The 16,703-nt window shown below is 62.0% G+C and carries 12 protein-coding genes; 5 read left to right on the forward strand and 7 right to left on the reverse strand.

The genetic code is table 11. The annotated features are described in order from the left end of the window. Nucleotides 1–59: 59 nt before the first annotated feature. A complete protein-coding gene (locus IP81_RS16395) occupies nt 60–2,948 on the reverse strand; it encodes a TonB-dependent receptor (RefSeq protein ID WP_054109091.1) in 2,889 nt (962 codons plus the stop codon). A gap of 239 nt (nt 2,949–3,187) precedes the next feature. Here IP81_RS16395 and IP81_RS16400 point away from each other — a divergent pair, with 239 nt between their 5' ends. After that, nucleotides 3,188–4,528: a polysaccharide lyase family 1 protein gene (locus IP81_RS16400; protein WP_054109092.1), complete on the forward strand. Its 1,341-nt coding sequence runs from the start codon at nt 3,188–3,190 to the stop codon at nt 4,526–4,528. After that, nucleotides 4,525–4,959 carry a cupin domain-containing protein gene (locus IP81_RS16405; RefSeq protein ID WP_054109093.1) on the forward strand — a complete coding sequence of 145 codons (435 nt, stop codon included), beginning with the start codon at nt 4,525–4,527 and terminating at the stop codon, nt 4,957–4,959. Before IP81_RS16400 ends, IP81_RS16405 begins: the two co-directional genes overlap by 4 nt. Here the strand turns inward: IP81_RS16405 and IP81_RS16410 are convergent. The 5 genes from IP81_RS16410 to IP81_RS16430 all read right to left on the reverse strand — a co-directional run bounded on the left by IP81_RS16410 (nt 4,928) and on the right by IP81_RS16430 (nt 10,408). Then, nucleotides 4,928–6,454, reverse strand: a complete 1,527-nt coding sequence (locus IP81_RS16410) for a carboxylesterase/lipase family protein (protein ID WP_054109094.1) — start codon at nt 6,452–6,454, stop codon at nt 4,928–4,930. The genes IP81_RS16405 and IP81_RS16410 overlap by 32 nt on opposite strands. Then, nucleotides 6,441–7,469 (reverse strand): sugar kinase, encoded by a 1,029-nt coding sequence (locus IP81_RS16415; protein WP_054109095.1) that lies wholly within the window; start codon nt 7,467–7,469, stop codon nt 6,441–6,443. The genes IP81_RS16410 and IP81_RS16415 overlap by 14 nt, the downstream gene beginning before the upstream one ends. Continuing rightward, complete coding sequence (gene kduD, locus IP81_RS16420) at nt 7,454–8,224, reverse strand: 2-dehydro-3-deoxy-D-gluconate 5-dehydrogenase KduD (RefSeq protein ID WP_054109096.1); 771 nt, start codon at nt 8,222–8,224, stop codon at nt 7,454–7,456. Before kduD ends, IP81_RS16415 begins: the two co-directional genes overlap by 16 nt. Nucleotides 8,225–8,235: 11 nt before the next feature. After that, nucleotides 8,236–8,874, reverse strand: coding sequence for an RpiB/LacA/LacB family sugar-phosphate isomerase (locus IP81_RS16425; RefSeq protein WP_054109097.1), 639 nt, complete (start codon nt 8,872–8,874; stop codon nt 8,236–8,238). Nucleotides 8,875–9,397: 523 nt separating this feature from the next. After that, the gene (locus IP81_RS16430) at nt 9,398–10,408 is read right to left on the reverse strand and encodes a LacI family DNA-binding transcriptional regulator (RefSeq protein WP_054109101.1); all 1,011 of its coding nucleotides are present in this window, start codon (nt 10,406–10,408) and stop codon (nt 9,398–9,400) included. A 139-nt stretch (nt 10,409–10,547) separates the two neighbouring features. On the opposite strand from IP81_RS16430, the gene IP81_RS16435 reads away from it, so the two are divergent. The 3 genes from IP81_RS16435 to IP81_RS16445 all read left to right on the forward strand — a co-directional run bounded on the left by IP81_RS16435 (nt 10,548) and on the right by IP81_RS16445 (nt 14,310). Then, nucleotides 10,548–12,065, forward strand: coding sequence for a UxaA family hydrolase (locus IP81_RS16435; protein WP_054109098.1), 1,518 nt, complete (start codon nt 10,548–10,550; stop codon nt 12,063–12,065). Nucleotides 12,066–12,148: 83 nt separating this feature from the next. After that, complete coding sequence (locus IP81_RS16440) at nt 12,149–12,976, forward strand: 2-keto-4-pentenoate hydratase (RefSeq protein WP_054109099.1); 828 nt, start codon at nt 12,149–12,151, stop codon at nt 12,974–12,976. Between the two features lie 50 nt (nt 12,977–13,026). Further along, nucleotides 13,027–14,310, forward strand: coding sequence for an MFS transporter (locus IP81_RS16445; RefSeq protein WP_082356253.1), 1,284 nt, complete (start codon nt 13,027–13,029; stop codon nt 14,308–14,310). A gap of 27 nt (nt 14,311–14,337) precedes the next feature. On the opposite strand, the gene IP81_RS16450 is transcribed toward IP81_RS16445, so the two are convergent. Next, on the reverse strand, nt 14,338–16,503 hold the full coding sequence (locus tag IP81_RS16450) for a methyl-accepting chemotaxis protein (protein ID WP_054109100.1): 2,166 nt from the start codon (nt 16,501–16,503) through the stop codon (nt 14,338–14,340). Between the last annotated feature and the right edge of the window lie 200 nt (nt 16,504–16,703).

Consider the following 16,703-nt stretch of genomic DNA (forward strand, 5'->3'; position numbering starts at 1 on the left):
GGGCATGATCCCCAAAACAGCCGGGCGTGTGGGAGACTCGCGCCCGGCTGTTGGTGGGATCAGTACTTGAAGCGTGCGCCCACCAGGAAGTTGCGTCCGAAGTGATTGTTTTCGTAGTTACGGTCTGCATCGAAATCGGTGAAACGATAGCGATAGGTATCGAGCAGGTTGTTGCCTTCGACCGAGATTTCGGCCCATTCGGTCAACTTGTAGCGGATCGAGGCATCGAGGTTGAACATGCCGCCGAAGCCTTCGAGCACGTTGCCGGTGCCGCTCGCGCCTTCGTGATAGCGGCTGCGATAGGTGCCCATCACGCGCGCCGAGAAGATGCCATCATCGTAATAGAGTGTGCCGTTGTAGGCTTGGCTAGATACGTTGGCGAGCGCAGCGTTGCGGATCACGTTGACCAGCGCGCCGCCCGGAGCGGTGGCTGGACCTTGCAGTGTATATTCGGCGTCGCTGTCGATGAAGGTGGCGTTGGCCAGAATGCCGAAATTGCCGAGGAACCCGTCAGCGAAAATCTTGAACGGGATTTGCGCGGCGATTTCGATGCCCTTGAGCTTGGCTCCGGTGCCGTTGACGGTGGTGGTCAGCGTCCAGATCGGCTGATTGAGCAAGGCCGGGGTCAGCGCGGCAGGCGACGACGGGTTAAGCACCGATACCGGCAGGCCGGTCTGAGCAAACGTGGCTTCGGTGATGGCGGCTGACTGGGTGAAGCTGGCCACGTCCTTGATGAAACCTGCGATGGACAGCAGTGCTTGCGGGGCAAAGTACCATTCCACGGCCACATCATAGTTGGTGGCGCGGAACGGTTCGAGGAACGGATTGCCGCTGGTGACGCGGAAGTTGAAGCCATCAGCCGAACCGCCCGGGGTGAGCGATCCCAGCGTGGGGCGCGTAATCACTTCGGCAACTGCGCCGCGAATGATGACATTTTCGGTCGGGTAGAGCGCCAGATTGGCGGCGGGCAGCCAGTCCGAATAGCTGCGTGTCACCGTGGCTTCCACGCCGCTGACAAGGCCGTAGGAAGACTGGTCGGTCTTCACATAGCGCATGCCGGCGTTCAGCGCATAGTTCAGGCCGAACAGATCGCCCTTGGCATCGAACTGGATATAGCCGCCCTTGGTGGTTTCCTGAACGCCACGGATATTGCCCGCATCATTGACGAGGGGCCGGTTGTAGAGTCCGGTCAGCGTTGTGGTGGCAGGCAGGTTGGGCACCAGCCACGAATTGGTATTGCCCGCAGGCTGCCCGGCATTGCCAAGGTTAAACACTTGCGAAAGCGCCGAGGTTACCGGAAGGCCATAGATCGCCGTTGGGCCAAATGCAGTGCTGGCCGAACAAGTGACCGTGCCAAGCACGCGATCAAGGCCGCCGTTGCCGCACACCGCAGTATCACGCGTAAAGGCTTCGGCATCGAAATTGAACTGGCGCCACATCGCACCTGTCTTGATGGTGAAGCCTTCGGTCACATCCCATTCGGTGCGCAATTGTGCGGTCTTGAAGCGGTTGACCACGTTGGAGGGACGATCACGGATTTCGGCGAGCTGGAAGTTGGCAGGGTCTGTCACGCTGGTGCCGAAGGTCAGCTTCGGGCGCTGCATATCGGTGTAATCATAGGAATACCCTTGCGCATCACGATCATCGAAGATCATCGTGGTTTCGACAGGGATATCGGCGTCTGATTTGGAAATGCCGCCCAGCGCGGTGAAGCGGAACGTGTCGGACACGTCCTGATCCCATGTGCCGCCGATCTGGTAGAACTCGGTCGTGCTCTTGCGCAGATAATGTTCGGTGCGCACCCAGGCATCGTTGAACGTGCCCTTGATCATGTTGTTGTTGGCATCATAAACCGGGTTGAGCACATCGATCGAGCGTTCGTTGCTGCGGAACAGCACTTCGCCCCACTTTTCGTTGCGATCATTGTTGAAGCGCGAATAGAGGCCGTCGATCGAGATCTTGGTCGCATCGGTTGGCGCGAACTGGATCGAGCCGGTAACACCGAGACGTTCACGATCATGCTTCACTTCGCCATAGCGCGGGATGCGCGGGTGAAAGGCGAGCGCGGCTTTATCGCAGGCAGCATTGCGGCCATTGGTATAGACGCCGCCGCTGTTTGGGCGACCGGTGAGAACGACTGCGCTGGTGGTAAAGCAAGGTGCACCATCGACCGAATCGAAGCGGGCCTGTGCCCAACGCACCGAGTTGTTGCCAAGTTCAAGGATCTGCGTCTTCTGGTAGGCTGCGGACACCGACACACCGAAGGTTCCGGAATCGTTGCGCCAGCTGAGCAGTCCGGCAAGGCGGGGGCCGACATAGTCTGACAGATCGTTGTAATTGGCGACGACCGAAGCAACGCCGGTGAGGCCTGCCTTGCCCGCGAGCGGGTTGCCGGTGTTGAGATCAACCACCGCGCCGAGCGAACCTTCATCAAGCGAGGCTTCGGCGGTTTTGTGGACGACGATCGAGCTGAACAGTTCGGATGCAAACACGTTGAAATCGAACGCGCGATCACGGTTGGAGCTGGCACCATCGACCGAGGTGGCGACGGTTTCCATGCCGTTTACGCGAACGCGGGTGAACTGGCTGGAGAGACCGCGAACAGTGATGGCGCGGCCTTCACCAGCATCGCGCGAGATCGAGATACCGGGAATGCGCTGGAGCGATTCGGCAAGGTTCTGATCGGGGAACTTGGCGATATCTTCGGCGACGATGGCATCGACCGCGCCGACCGCGTTTTTCTTGACGTTGATCGCGGCTTGCAGCGACTGGCGGAAGCCGGTGACGACAATCGCGCCATTTTCAGCCTCATCTGCGGGCAAGGTGGCATCAGCCGCCTGTTCTTGCGGCGCGGCATCCTGCGCCATGGCAAATGCGGGAGCGCCAAGCGCTCCACCGGCCAACAGGGCCACCTTCAACAGCGAAACGCGCGAAACCAAACTTGGCATAACCAATCCCCTCGACGCCCCTTTCAGGGCAATTGCTACCGGTGTCAAAGGGGAACGCGCATTGGCGCTGCACCTCCACTGACACCACTACTCCCACATATCGGTCAGGCGCTAAGCTGCCATGCCGATTGCATTGTCCGATGCCGTGACGCTTTTGATGCGATCAAGGTAACCGGTGTCATTATTTATTGCCCTTCCTCTGCGCCTCTGTCAATAACCGTGACACGGGAGATTCGAAAATGCTTGCAAGCTTGCATAAAGCCCTTGTTTCCGTCGCCGTGCTGGCGCTGACTGCCGGTGTGGCGATGGCGCAGCCGCATCCTGCCGATCCGACCAAGGGCGGAGTAGGCGGGCGAATCATCCGCGTAACGACCTTGGCCAAGGCAGGGCCGGGATCGCTGGCCGAAGCGATTGCCGCCAAGGGACCGCGCACGGTGGTGTTCGAAGTGGGCGGGGTGATCGATTTTGGCCGCAGCTCGATTGACATTACCGAACCCTATCTGACGATTGCAGGGCAAACCGCGCCATCGCCGGGCATCACGATCATCAAGGGCGGGATTGACCTCAAGACGCATGACGTGATCCTTTCGCACTTGCGGGTCATGACGGGCGCGGACGGGCAGGCGAAGCTTTCGGGATGGGAGGCAGACGCCTTTTCCACCGTGGCGGCGCGCAATGTGGTGGTGGAGCATTGCAGCTTTCTATGGGGTCTGGATGAAAACATGTCCGCCTCCGGCCCGCGCTTTACCGGCAATAGCGTGGCCGATTGGCGCGCGGGCACCAGCCACGATATCGTGTTCCGCGACAATCTGGCAGCAGAGGGCCTTGCCAATTCAAGCCATCCCAAGGGCGAGCATTCCAAGGGTTCGCTGATCCACGATAATGCGACGAACATCACGTTTTACCGCAATGTCTGGGCGCACAATGTCGAGCGCGCGCCGCTGGTGAAAGGCGGGGCGCAAGTGGCGATGATCAACAATGTGATCTACAATCCCGGCCATCGCGCGGTGCATTATAACCTGATGAATCTGGAATGGGCGGGGCACGATTATGTGACCGGCGAGATCACCGCGATTGGCAATGTGATGCGCGGCGGGAACGATACCAACCCCGGCCTGCCGTTCCTGATGCTGGGCGGCGATGGCGATCTGGCCTATTACGGCAAGGACAACCGCGCGGTGGACCGGCACGGCGTGGCGCTGCCGCAATTCGGGCGCTATGGCGAAACGCGCGCCAAGCTGATTGCCGCCAAAGCGCCGCTGGCGGACCTGTCGCGCTATGCCGTGCTGCCATCGGGCGAGGTGGAAACATCGGTGCTGGCCACCGCAGGCGCGCGGCCTTGGGACCGTGCGCCCGATGACATCCGCGTGCTGTTTTTCGTCGCCGAAGGGCGCGGCGATATCATTGATGATGAAAGCGAAGTGGGCGGCTATCCCCATCCGGTGCCGACTTTCGCGCCGTTTGTGGAGGCCGACTGGAACCTTGATGCGATGACGCCCAAGGCGGGGCGCTATCCGGGGCAGAAGGCGGGCGCTCAGGAAAAGCTGTCCGAGCGCGACAAGGAGATGCGTAAGCCATGAGCGTATTGCTGGGCCTGCTGATGTCCGCAGCGCCGCCGATGGCGGTGATTGACGAGGCCGATACTATGCGGCGCGAACCGGTGCCGCACGGGGCCATCGGCATGAGCACGGCATGGCGGATCAGCGATCGCGCCCCGCAACCGCGCCGCATGGAATTCCGCCGCCGCACGCTGGATGTGGGGGCGGCCATTGGCGAACACGTGATCCGCCATGACGAGGTCTATTACGTGCTGGAAGGGGAGGGCGAGGTCGTCTCTGACGGGCAGCGCGCGCTCTTGAAAAAGGGCATGACCGCCTATCTTTATGACGGCGCGAATGTGGGCATCTGGCAAAAGGGCGATAAGCCTCTGGCGCTGATCGTGGCCTATCCGGTGGCGGAACCTTCAGCCTCGGCGCCGGTCAGCTCCCCGGTTGAACATAAGGCCCCGTAGCCCACAGCGCGCGTTCCCATCCGCGCGGGTCGTCGCTGATGCTGACCACACCGTCACCCACCAGCAGCGTTGCGCGGCGGGGCATGGTGTAGGCCGACCAGTCTGCCAGCCCCGGCTTGCCGGTTTTGGCAAGGCCGGTGAACGCCTGCATCATCAACCTGCTGGTGCATTGCGCGCCGGTATCGGTGCCGCTTTTGCTGCCGGGTGCATTGAGCGTACCGAAAACATAGGGAATATCATCGGTATGCGCCGCGCCGCGCAAGGGATCGAGCGGGGAAGCGCGGTACAGCTGATAGACCCATGTGGCGGTTGCGCCTGCCTGCGCGCGCGCATCGGCCTCGATCACCTGCCCCGGCCATGACCGGCCGGCGGTGGTGGCGGCGTAGAGCACCTGTTCGGGCGTCCATTGCGGAAACTGCGCGCGGTATTGGCTGACCACCCACGCGACATCGAGATCGATCTTGATTTCGGGCGCGATGCGGGCGGGCAGATTGTCCCAGCTTAGGCCCTGCGCTTTGGCCCCGCGCGGATCGATGAAGGCGCGGGTTTCCTCGCGCGTATTGCCAAGGATCATCGGGATGGCCAGCGATTGCGGCGCGGCATCGGGCCAGAACGGGTGGCGCGGCAGGTTGGTCATATCCAGCACCGGCCCGAAATAGAGCGGGCCAGCGCCCATCACCGGATCAATCGCGCCCAGCCCTTCGATCAGCCGCTCAAGCGGCATGGTGCGCAAGGCCTCGACATCATCGGGCGGCAGTTTGAGCGCGGCCATCAGCGCCTGCGTGCGCCGCCATGCGTTGTTCGGGCCGCTGGCGGTGACTTGCTGGCCGCTCATTGTGGCGGCGGCGTGGAACAGGCCGCGCGCGGCGGGCATGGCCATGAGCGTGGCGATCTTTGCGCCGCCGCCCGATTGGCCAAACGCCATCACCCGCGCCGGATCGCCGCCGAAACCGGCGATGTGATCGCGCACCCATTCGAGCGCGAGGATCAGGTCCAACTGGCCCAGATTGCCGCTATCGGCGAACCGGCTGCCGAACGGTTTTAGCCAGGCATAGCCCAGCGCGTTCAAGCGGTGATTGACGGTGACGACCACGACATCGCCTTGCGCGGCAAGGGCAGCGCCGTGGGTGAGCGGATCGGTGACGGTGCCCGAAGTGCAGGCCCCGCCGTGGAAATAGACCATGACCGCGCGCTTGGCGCGGGGGTCGGCATCGGGGGTCCAGACGTTGAGGAACAGGCAATCTTCGGATTGCGCTTCATCCCCGCCACCGCGTTGCGGGGCGATGGGGGCAAAGCCTTGCGCTTTGCCCTGTGGGCCGGTGTAAGGTTCGGCCACCGCGCGCGCAAACCGTGCGGCGCGGCCATAGCGGATGCCTTTGAAGGCTTGCACGCCGTTTTCGCGCTGGCCGGTGAGGCGGGAGGCCAAAACCGGATGGGCCAATAGCGCCGCGCCACTGCCGATCAGCGCGCGGCGCGTGATGTTACCGCCGGACATCGCCGCCTTGGGCAGAGAACGCCGCCAATTCTGCCGGACCGATCAGGCACATATCGCCGGGTTGCGAATGTTTGAGCGCAGCAAGGGCGAGGCCGCCCTCGGCCATCGCCTGCTCATCGCCTGCATGCAGCCACTGGTGCAGGACGCCTGCGGCAAAGGCATCGCCGGTGCCGATCCGGTCAACAATCCCGGTCACGTCAATTTCGGGCGTCTGGAACTTGCCGCCGCGTGTATCGACGCGCGCGGCAAGGCGGTGATGATCGCTGCTGACCACGTGGCGCGCGGTCGAGGCGACCAGTTGCAGATTGGGGAATGCTGCAAAGGCGGCGTCGACTGCCTCGCGCCGCCGCTCTGCCCCGTCACCCGAAAAGGTCTTGCCCAAAAGCAGCGAGATATCGCGGTGATTGCCGATCAGGATCGTGGCCGCGCTGACCAGTTCGGTCAGGATGCTGCGCGGATCGCTGTCCCATGCATCCCACAGCAGCGCGCGGTAATTGCCATCGAAACAGATCGGCACGCCCGCCGCTTTGGCCGCCGCCATCGCGGCAAAGGCCAATGCCACGCCATTGGGGCCAAGCGCGGGAGTGATGCCCGACATGTGCAGCAAACGTGCGCCGCCCAACGCTCCGCTCAGATCGAAATCTTCGATGCGCGCCTGCGCAAAGGCGGAACCTGCGCGGTCATACGTGATGGACGAGGGCCGCAACCCTGAACCGGGTTCAAGGAAATAGAGCCCCATCCGGCCCGGCCCCTGCACGGCAAAGCGCGTATCGACGCCCGCGCTGCCCAGGCTTGCGCGCGCCTTTGCGCCCAGCGGGCTATCGGGCAGGCGCGTGACCATGCGCGTGGCGTGGCCGAGCGAGGAGAGTGCGGCGGCGACATTGGCCTCGGCCCCGCCGACGTTCACCTCAAGCGTATCGGCCTGCACCATCAGTCGCGCGCCCGGCGGCGAGAGGCGCAGCAGCATTTCGCCAAAACAGACGACCGGCGCGTTCGCCGTCACCGCGCGAGCCATCCGCCATCGACCGCGAGCACATGGCCTTGCACGTAATCGGCGGCCTTGCTGGAAAGGAACACGGCGGCCCCGCCGATATCCTCGGGGCTGCCCCAGCGGCCTTCGGGAATGCGCTCGATGATCTGGCGGTTGCGCGTTTCATCAGCTTGTAGCGCGGCGGTGTTGTTGGTGGCGATATAGCCGGGCGCGATGGCATTGACGTTTACGCCCTTGGCCGCCCATTCGCAGGCGAGCAGCTTGGTCAGCCCCGCAACGCCGCTTTTGCTGGCGGTGTAGCTGGGCACGCGGATGCCGCCCTGAAAGCTGAGCATCGAGGCGATGTTCACGATCTTGCCGCGCTGGCCGGTGGCTTCGTGACGGGCGATCATGTGGCGGCCCGCAGCCTGACACAGGAAGAACACCGATTTGAGATTGGTGTCGATCACCGCATCCCAATCCGCCTCGGTGAAATCGACCGAATCGGCGCGGCGGATGATCCCGGCATTGTTGACCAGAATATCCAAGCCGCCGAGCGACGAGACGACCTGTTCCACCACATCGCCAACCGGCGCGATGGAGGACAAATCGGCGCTGACCAGTTCACACTTGCGGCCAAGCGCGCGCACCATTGCGGCGGTCTCATCGGCAGACGAGCGGCCAACTGCCGCGATGTCTGCTCCTGCCGCAGCGAGGGCCACGGCGATGCCCTGTCCGATGCCGGTATTGGCACCGGTGACCACCGCAACGCGGCCCGAAAGATCAAAGCTGGGGTTCATGGCTTTTGTGCTCAGGCCGTCAGTTCGCGCAGGTAAGCGACGATGGCTTCATCGGTGGCATTGGCATAGAAGTATTCGGCGAAGTGTTCACCGGCGATGGTCGCCTTGAGCAGGTCCTGATCGACGGTCTTCAGCACGGTGAGCATATCGCGGCACGATGCGGATTTCAGATCTTTCAGGATGCCACGGTTCTTGGCCATGATTTGCGCGCGTTCCTTGGGGTAGCCAAGGCCGCGTTCGCCATCGAACAGCTTGGCGTAAACGTCTTGCAGGTTCAGTTCGGCAGCCCAGCCAAAGCCCTTGGAATAGGGCATCGAAATGGCGTTGCCATCGTTGATCTGGCCAAACAGGAAGGCATCGGTCGGATCAATCACAAGGCCGCAGAACACGCCGGGCATGGCGTTTGCCGCCAGCATCGAACCCATGCCGGTGCCGCAACCGGTGACGACGAAATCTGCCGCGCCCGAATTGAGCAGGATGCCCGAGAGCAAGCCGTTCATCACATATGTCAGCGAGGCTGCGTCTTCGGGTGTGTACATGCCATAGTTGAACACCTGATGGCCCAAAGGTTCTGCCACGGCAGTCAGGGCTTCATTGACCACGGCGTTTTTGGCAGCCTGGCTATTCTCGATGATGAGTGCGATTTTCATGAATGTCCTCTCGTCCCCGCGTGATTGCGCCGGGGCTTGATCGTTAAACAGTTGAGGCGTTGGTAACCGGTGTCATAAAATCGCGCAAGCCGATTCTTGGGGTTTGGGGTGCGTGGCGGTTTTGATCCTGCGGGTTTTGTTTCACGCAGAGACGCAGAGAAGAAGGGAGACGCGGAGGGGGTGGGCGTAGGCGAGGCTGGCGAAGCAATCGGCGGTGGTTCCGGCCAACTCTGGATTGCTTCTCCGCGCTTTGCGCGGCTCGCAATGACGAAGGTGGGTAGAAGTTTAGCGGGTGTTTGCAAAAGATATAATTGCAAAACCTTTGCGGATCGGAAGGGGCCTTTGACCACGCGCGCGATCTCCGCGCCTCCCTTCTTCTCTGCGTCTCTGCGTGAAACCCTGCTGCGATTGCGCCGTGCGCTTCGGCAGCCTTTGTATCGTCACCGCAGCTTCGTCATGGCGAGACGGGCGTGGCGGGGAGAAGCAATGACGAGGGTGGTGGGATGGGTGACCTCGCCAAGCGCTAGACGTCATTCACCGATGCGCGTTCGATCAGGTCTGAAAGGAAGAGCGAGGGTTCATGCCGGGCCTTTGCCGGGTCGATCAGTTTGATTGCGGCGGCGCGGGCCATGGCCTGGATCGGCCAGCGCACGGTGGTGAGCGGAGGCCAGATGTGGGCGGCAATCGCGGTATCATCGAAGCCGACGATCGAGAGGTCTTCGGGCACCGAGAGGCCTTGTTCGCGCGCGGCATGAAGCACACCTGCGGCCATTTCATCGTTGCTGGCAAAGATCGCGGAGGGGCGGGGGGTGGTGGCGAGGAGTTTCTCGCCCGCTGCGTGGCCGCTTTCGAAAGTGTAATTGCCCTCGGCCATGATCGCGGGATCGGCGGTGATCGCAGCGCTGGCCAGCGCATCGCCATAGCCCAGTGCGCGTTCGGCAGCAGAGCGGAAGCCTTCGGGGCCTGCGACGAAGCCGATCCGGCGATGGCCGCGCCCGACCAGATAGGCGACCGCCTTGGCGACGGCCTCCCGGTCGTTCGAGGCAACCATGTGTTCTTCGGCGTCCAACTGCGCCGAACCCATACGCACCCATGATACGCCCAGTTCATCGCACACGGCGGCAAGATCATCGTTTTCGGAAATGGGGGGCAGGATCAGCACGCCATAGAGCCGCTGCTGTTCGAGAAAGGCACGCACATCTTCGCGCATCGTGGGCGAGCGGCGGTTGACCGGCCGCACCACCAGCGCGAATTCAGTTTCGCGGATGGCGGAAAGGATGCCTTCCTGCACGCCCAGCACCATCTGCGCATTGGGGTTATCGTGGATCAACCCGATCAGGAAATTGCGACGCAACGCCAGCGCGCGGGCTTGCGGATTTGGCACATAGCCAAGATCGGCGATGACCGCCTCGACCTTTTCGCGCGTCGCCTCGTTCAATAGGGGCGAGCGGTTGATCACGCGGCTGACGGTCTTTTTGGAAACGCCCGAAAGGCGGGCCACATCGTTGATCGTCGGCTTGCCGTCGCGTTTGATTTTCACGCTGATTCCTCAAAACACACCGGTGTCAGTATGGTAATCTTCCTAGCCGTTGCATCGGGGCAAATGCAATGGTAGCAAAGATGACACCGGTTACCACTTAGAGCCCTGCGTTGTTTCCGGTTGCGGAGTGTTGATGGCTTACCCTTCCGATTCTGCTGCCAAGGCATTGCAAATCCACGCGATTGATAACGTGGCCGTGGCGCTGTGCGCGCTGGAGCGCGGCGCGGTGGTGAGCGGGGCATTTGGCATGGTGACTTTGGCCGATAACGTGCCGCAAGGGCACAAGATAGCGCTGGCAGCCATCGCGGCGGGCGCAGCGGTGACCAAATATGGCTTGGCCATCGGACGGGCGACATGCCCGATTGCGGCAGGGGCGCATGTGCACACGCACAACCTTGCCACGGCGCTGGCCGGCGAAGTGGCCTATCGCGCTCCGGCAAAGGTGGTTGCGGCAGCGGCAGTGCCGTCAAGCCGCACATGGCAAGGCTATATGCGCGCCGATGGCCGCGCCGCCACGCGCAACGAGGTTTGGATTTTGCCGAGCGTTGGTTGCGTTGGGCTGACCGCAGAGCAGGTGGCGCGCGAGGCCAATGTGCGCCACGCGGCGCTGATCGCTGCGGGGCGGATTGATGGCGTGATGGCCTTTGCCCACCCGCACGGCTGCTCGCAATTGGGCGATGATCTGGGCGGGACGCGCGCGCTTCTGGCGGGCCTTGCGGCCAATCCCAATGCGGCAGGCGTGCTGCTGTTGGCGCTAGGGTGCGAATCGAATCAACTGGCCGATTTGCTGGCGGCGATTCCGCAATGCGCGCGCGGCAAAGTGCGGGTGCTGTCATCACAGGCGGCAGGTGATGAACTGGCCGAGGCAGGCGCGCTGATCGACGCGCTGGTGGCGCAGGCTGCGATGGCCAAGCGCGAAACACTGCCGCTATCGGCGCTGACGGTGGGGCTGAAGTGCGGCGGGTCTGACGGGTTTTCGGGGCTTACGGCCAATCCCTTGCTGGGGCGCTTTGCCGATGTGCTGGCAGCGGCGGGAGGTACTCCGGTCCTGACCGAAATCCCCGAGATTTTCGGGGCAGAACAAGCGCTGCTGGCGCGCGCGACAACGGCGCAGACGTTTGAAAAGGCGGCGGCTTTGGTCAACCGGTTCAAGCGTTACTATCTGGATCAGGGCCTGCCGGTATCGGAAAACCCATCGCCCGGTAACATTGCGGGCGGGATTACCACGCTGGAGGAAAAATCGGCAGGTGCGGTGCAGAAAGCCGGAACCGCGCCGCTGGTTTCGGTGCTCGATTATGGCGAGCAGGCACCGCCCGGTGGCCTCGCGCTGCTCGAAGCGCCGGGCAATGATGCGGTATCATCCACCGCGCTGGCGGCAGCGGGCGCGACGATGGTTCTGTTCACCACCGGACGCGGGACGCCGCTGGGCTTTCCGGTGCCGACCGTGAAAGTGGCGTCGAACGAGGCGCTGGCAAAGGCCAAACCGCACTGGATCGATTTTGATGCCAGCCTTGCCTTGCGCGAAGGCACTGTGGCGGCAGACGGGGCATTCCTCGATGCGCTGATCGCCATTGCCAGCGGGCACAAAACGGCGGCAGAGCGCGGGGGCCAGCGCGCAATTGCGATCTGGAAACGCGGCGTCACTTTATAAAAATTGATCGTGCCGGTTGAACCGGCGCTTGTGAATGACACCGGTTTCCTATAGGCATCCGGGCAAGGAATGAAGGACTAGGGATGGGGAATGCATTGACTGTGGATGTGGCCGGGAATGTGGCTGGGATTGCGCAAGCGTTTGTTGCGGCAAGGGCGCAGGCTACTGGCCTTGCGCACTTTCCTGGCACCGCGCCAATCGATCTGGCAAGCGCTTATGCCATTCAGGATCGCGCGATTGCCATTGATGGCCGCGCGATAGCAGGCTGGAAGGTGGGGCGGATCAATGCGCCGCTTGATGCAGCGTTGGGGGCCAATCGTCTGGCGGGTCCGGTCTTTGCCGATAGCGTTGTTGATGCAGCATCGGGCGATGTTCCGGCGATGCCGGTGTTTGCCCAAGGCTTCGCGGCAGCGGAGGCCGAATTGCTGCTGCATGTGGCAGCAGGCTTTGCCGGCCCCGTGCCGACCGATGATGCGGGCACCATCGCCATTCTTGATGACATCCGCCTTGGCATCGAAATCGCCAGCTCGCCTTATCCCGGCATCAACAACGATGGGCCGCTGGTGACGATTTCGGACTATGGCAACAACTTCGGGCTGGTGCGCGGGGCAGCGCTGGCGGGGTGGCAAGAGGTTGATTTGTGCGCCATCCCGGTGCGCACCGAGATTGACGGCGTGGTGATCGGCGCGGCCACGGCGGCGACAATGCTTGACGGGCCTTACGGCGCGGTGCGGTTTTTGCTCGCCAATCTGATCGCGCGCGGCGTGGATGTGAGCGGCGGCCTGTGGGTATCGACCGGTGCGATCACCGGCGTGCATGAAGTGCGCATCGGGCAGAGCGTGCGCGCGGTGTTCGAAGGCTGCGGCGAGGTTCTGTGCCATATTGCCGCAGCAACGCCGCGCCAGATCTAGACAGTTTCAGGCGCACCGCCAAAAACGCGGGTGCCCGCAGGAGAGATGCAGTGGGTGAAGCACCAATTGCCAGCATAGAAAACGCAGCGGTGAAGGCCGGACGCTATCGCTGGGTGATCGTCGCGCTGCTGTTTGCGGCCACGGCGGTCAACTATATCGACCGGCAGATGATCGGCGTGCTGAAGCCCACGCTGGTTGCCGAATTCGGTTGGACCGAGGGTGATTTCGCCGCAATCGTGTTCTGGTTCCAGGTGGCTTATGCCATCGGCTATATCGGCTTTGGCCGGATCGTTGACGCGCTGGGCGCAAGGCTTGGCTATACCATTGCCATCGTGATCTGGACGCTGGGCCATATGGCGCATGGCTTTGCCACAGGCGTTACCAGCTTTGCCGCCGCGCGGTTTGGCTTGGGCGTGGGCGAGAGCGGCAACTTCCCCGCCGGTATCCGCGCGGTGACCGACTGGTTCCCGCAGCGCGAGCGCGCCTTTGCCATCGGCCTGTTCAATGCCGGCGCAAATGTGGGTGCGATCATCACGCCGCTGCTGGTGCCGGTGCTGGTGCTGTACTTCGGCTGGCGCGCGGCGTTTTTCATTACCGGCATCTTCGGCGTGGTGTGGCTGCTGGCATGGTGGTTCATCTATCGCCATCCATCCGAACACCCGCGCGTTTCGAAAGAGGAACTGGCGTGGATCCAACAGGACCCGGTCGATCCGGTGGAGCCCATCGGCTGGAGCAAGTTGCTGACCGTGCGCGAAACATGGGCTTATGCGCTGGGCAAGTTCCTGATCGACCCGATCTGGTGGTTCTTCCTGTTCTGGCTGCCGGGCTATCTGTTCGAACGCTACGACATGGACCTCAAGACTTTCGGCCTTCCGCTCGCCGCGATTTATCTGATCTCCGATTTCGGCTCGATTGCGGGCGGGTGGATGTCGTCACGCCTGATCAAGGCGGGGCATAGCGTCAACTTTGCCCGCAAATCGACCATGTTGCTGGCGGCGGTGTGCGTGCTGCCGATCTGGTTTGCGCAAAGCATCGACAGCGTGTGGGGCGCGGTGCTGATCATCGGCCTTGCCACCGCCGCGCATCAGGCGTTCTCGGCCAACCTCTATACCATCCCGTCAGACATGTTCCCGCGCGGCGCGGTCGGCTCGGTCGTGGGCATCGGCGGGACCGTGGGGGCGCTTGGCGGCATGGGGATGGCGCTGTTTACGGGATATATTCTGGACAGCACCGGCAGCTACGAAATCCTCTTCGCGATCTGCGCCAGCGCCTATCTGGTGGCGCTGGCGGTGGTGCACATGCTAAGCCCGAGGTTGGGCGCGGCGAAGGTGTGACGAGAGCGCTTTCCGACCAATCTGGCTCTAAGCCGCGCGCCCGAAATCTGCATCTTCACTGTCCGCACCGCCATCTTGCAAGTCGAGTGAAAAACCGTTCAGCCGCGCTTTTTGGCCCTCAATGGAGTTGCCAATCGCGTTGCGCGGCGTCACCTTGACCGCCGGACGGGTAACCTTGGTGGTGCGTGCAGGCACGCGTTTCCGTTCCGGTGCAGCAGCGCCCTTCGCTGGCTCGGCGCCATCGATCGTGAAGAACGAAATCGAATCCTGCAATTGTTCGGCCTGCGATGCGAGTTCCTCGGATGTGGCGGAAATCTGATCAGATGCGCTCGCGTTGATTTGCGTAACCTTGTCGAGTTGCTTGATCGCCTCGTTGATTTGCGATGCACCGATATCCTGTTCGCGGCAGGCGGCGCTGATTTCGATGACCAGCTCAGCGGTGCGGCGGATATCGGGCACCAACCGCCCAAGCATCTCGCCCGCCTCGGTCGCCGCCTTCACCGTTTCGCCGGAAACCGTGACGATTTCCGATGCAGCAGCTTGGCTGCGTTCGGCCAGTTTGCGCACTTCGGATGCCACCACGGCAAAGCCCTTGCCGTGTTCACCGGCGCGTGCAGCTTCAACCGCAGCATTAAGCGCAAGAAGATCGGTCTGCCGGGCGATTTCCTGAACGATCCCGATCTTTTCGGCAATCGTGCGCATGGCTTGCACGGCTTTGTCTACCGCCTTGCCCGATTCCTCGGCATCCTTTGACGATTGGCGTGCGATCTTTTCGGTTTGCGCGGCATTATCGGCGTTCTGTCTGATGTTCCCTGCCATCTGCTCCATCGACGCCGAAGCTTCCTCGGCAGAAGCGGCCTGCTCGGTAGCCCCTTGCGAGACCTGTTCGGAACTGGCGGCAAGCTGGCGGCTGCCGCTCGACACATTTTGGGCTGCGAGGGATGTGCTTTCGACGACAGAGGACAGGCGCTCGATCATGCTGATCAATGCATTGCCCAACCGGTCCGCATCGGACAGTGCGAAGTGCTCGACAGTGAGGTCTCCATCGGCGATCCGATCCGCGACTTCCGCAGTCTTGCGCAAGTTCTTGATCATGCTGATCAAGGCGTTACCCAAGCTGTCCGCACCGGACATCGCGACATGATCGACGCTGAGATCTCCTTCGGCGATCCGGTCCGCCACTTGCGCTGTCTTGCGCAAGTTGTCGACGACCAGGTTAATCGCGTTCTTCATGCGCTGGTGATCGCCGTGGCAGTCAATTTCAACGCGCCGGATCAGGTTGCCTTCGCTCACCAGCGCAAGCACCTCGTTGCCTTCGACGATGGGCTCGATAATAGCCTCCAGCATCCCGTTGATGCCCGAGACGAGCCCTGCAAAGTCACCGACAAAGCGTCTTACATCACCCCGTTCCCCGAGCTTTCCGGCAGTGGCGGCCGTGATCAGGCTCTGCACTTCGGAGGTGATATCGCGCAAATTGCCGCGCAGGGTTTCGATAGTGTCGTTGATGAACGCCTTCTTGCCGGGGAACTGTTCCAGCGGAGCATCGAAGTTGCCCTGCCCGAAAGCCTTGACGCAGGCCATCGCCTTTTTCTTCACGGCAATGTGGCCATCAACCATCTGGTTGATGCCATGGGCCATGACCGCAAAATCGCCTTGGAACTTTTCGACCGGCACGATCACATCGATGTCGCCCTTGTCGTGTTCGGCGCTCATGTGATTCATCGCCGCGATCAAGCCCGTGAGGTTTGCGCGCAAGGTCTCGATGATGTCGTTAATGAACGCCTTCTTGCCGGGTAGTTGTTCAAACGGAGCTTCGAAATTGCCCACGCTGAATTCAGCGACGCAGGCCATGGCCTTCTTCTTGACCGTGATATGCGCTTCGACCAGTTCATTGATCGCTTGCGCCATAACGGCAAAATCACCACGGAAATTGCCGGTTGGAATGATCACGTCGATATCGCCGCGATCATGCTCATCAGTCATGGCGTGAATGCTGGTACCCAGCGCTTCAACCGGGCGCATTGCTGCATCCAGAACGCTATTGAATGCGGCAATGATGGCCTGTGTTTCGACATCATCGCTGGCAAGGTTCATCCGTTGGGAAAGGTCGCCTGCATTAAAAGCCCGTTCAACGCGGGCGGCTTCCTGAGCAATGAATTCGGGCGATATCTTCGAGAACAACTGGAACCGCATGGACCTGCTTTCGCTCTTCTGGGCCGGTATGGCTTGACCATGAGGCAGATATCAGCATTTCCTGTTCAGAGCGTTCGGAGCCGATAAGGGATTATCCCATCAGTCGACATACAGAGCCTGGTTCTTGCGGATCTTATCCATAAACGTCAGGCGCAGAACACCGCCCGCCACTGGCGGGGTCGATGCCTATCCCTCTCCCC

This window comes from Novosphingobium sp. AAP83 (genome assembly GCF_001295795.1).
In the GTDB taxonomy this organism is placed as follows: domain Bacteria; phylum Pseudomonadota; class Alphaproteobacteria; order Sphingomonadales; family Sphingomonadaceae; genus Novosphingobium.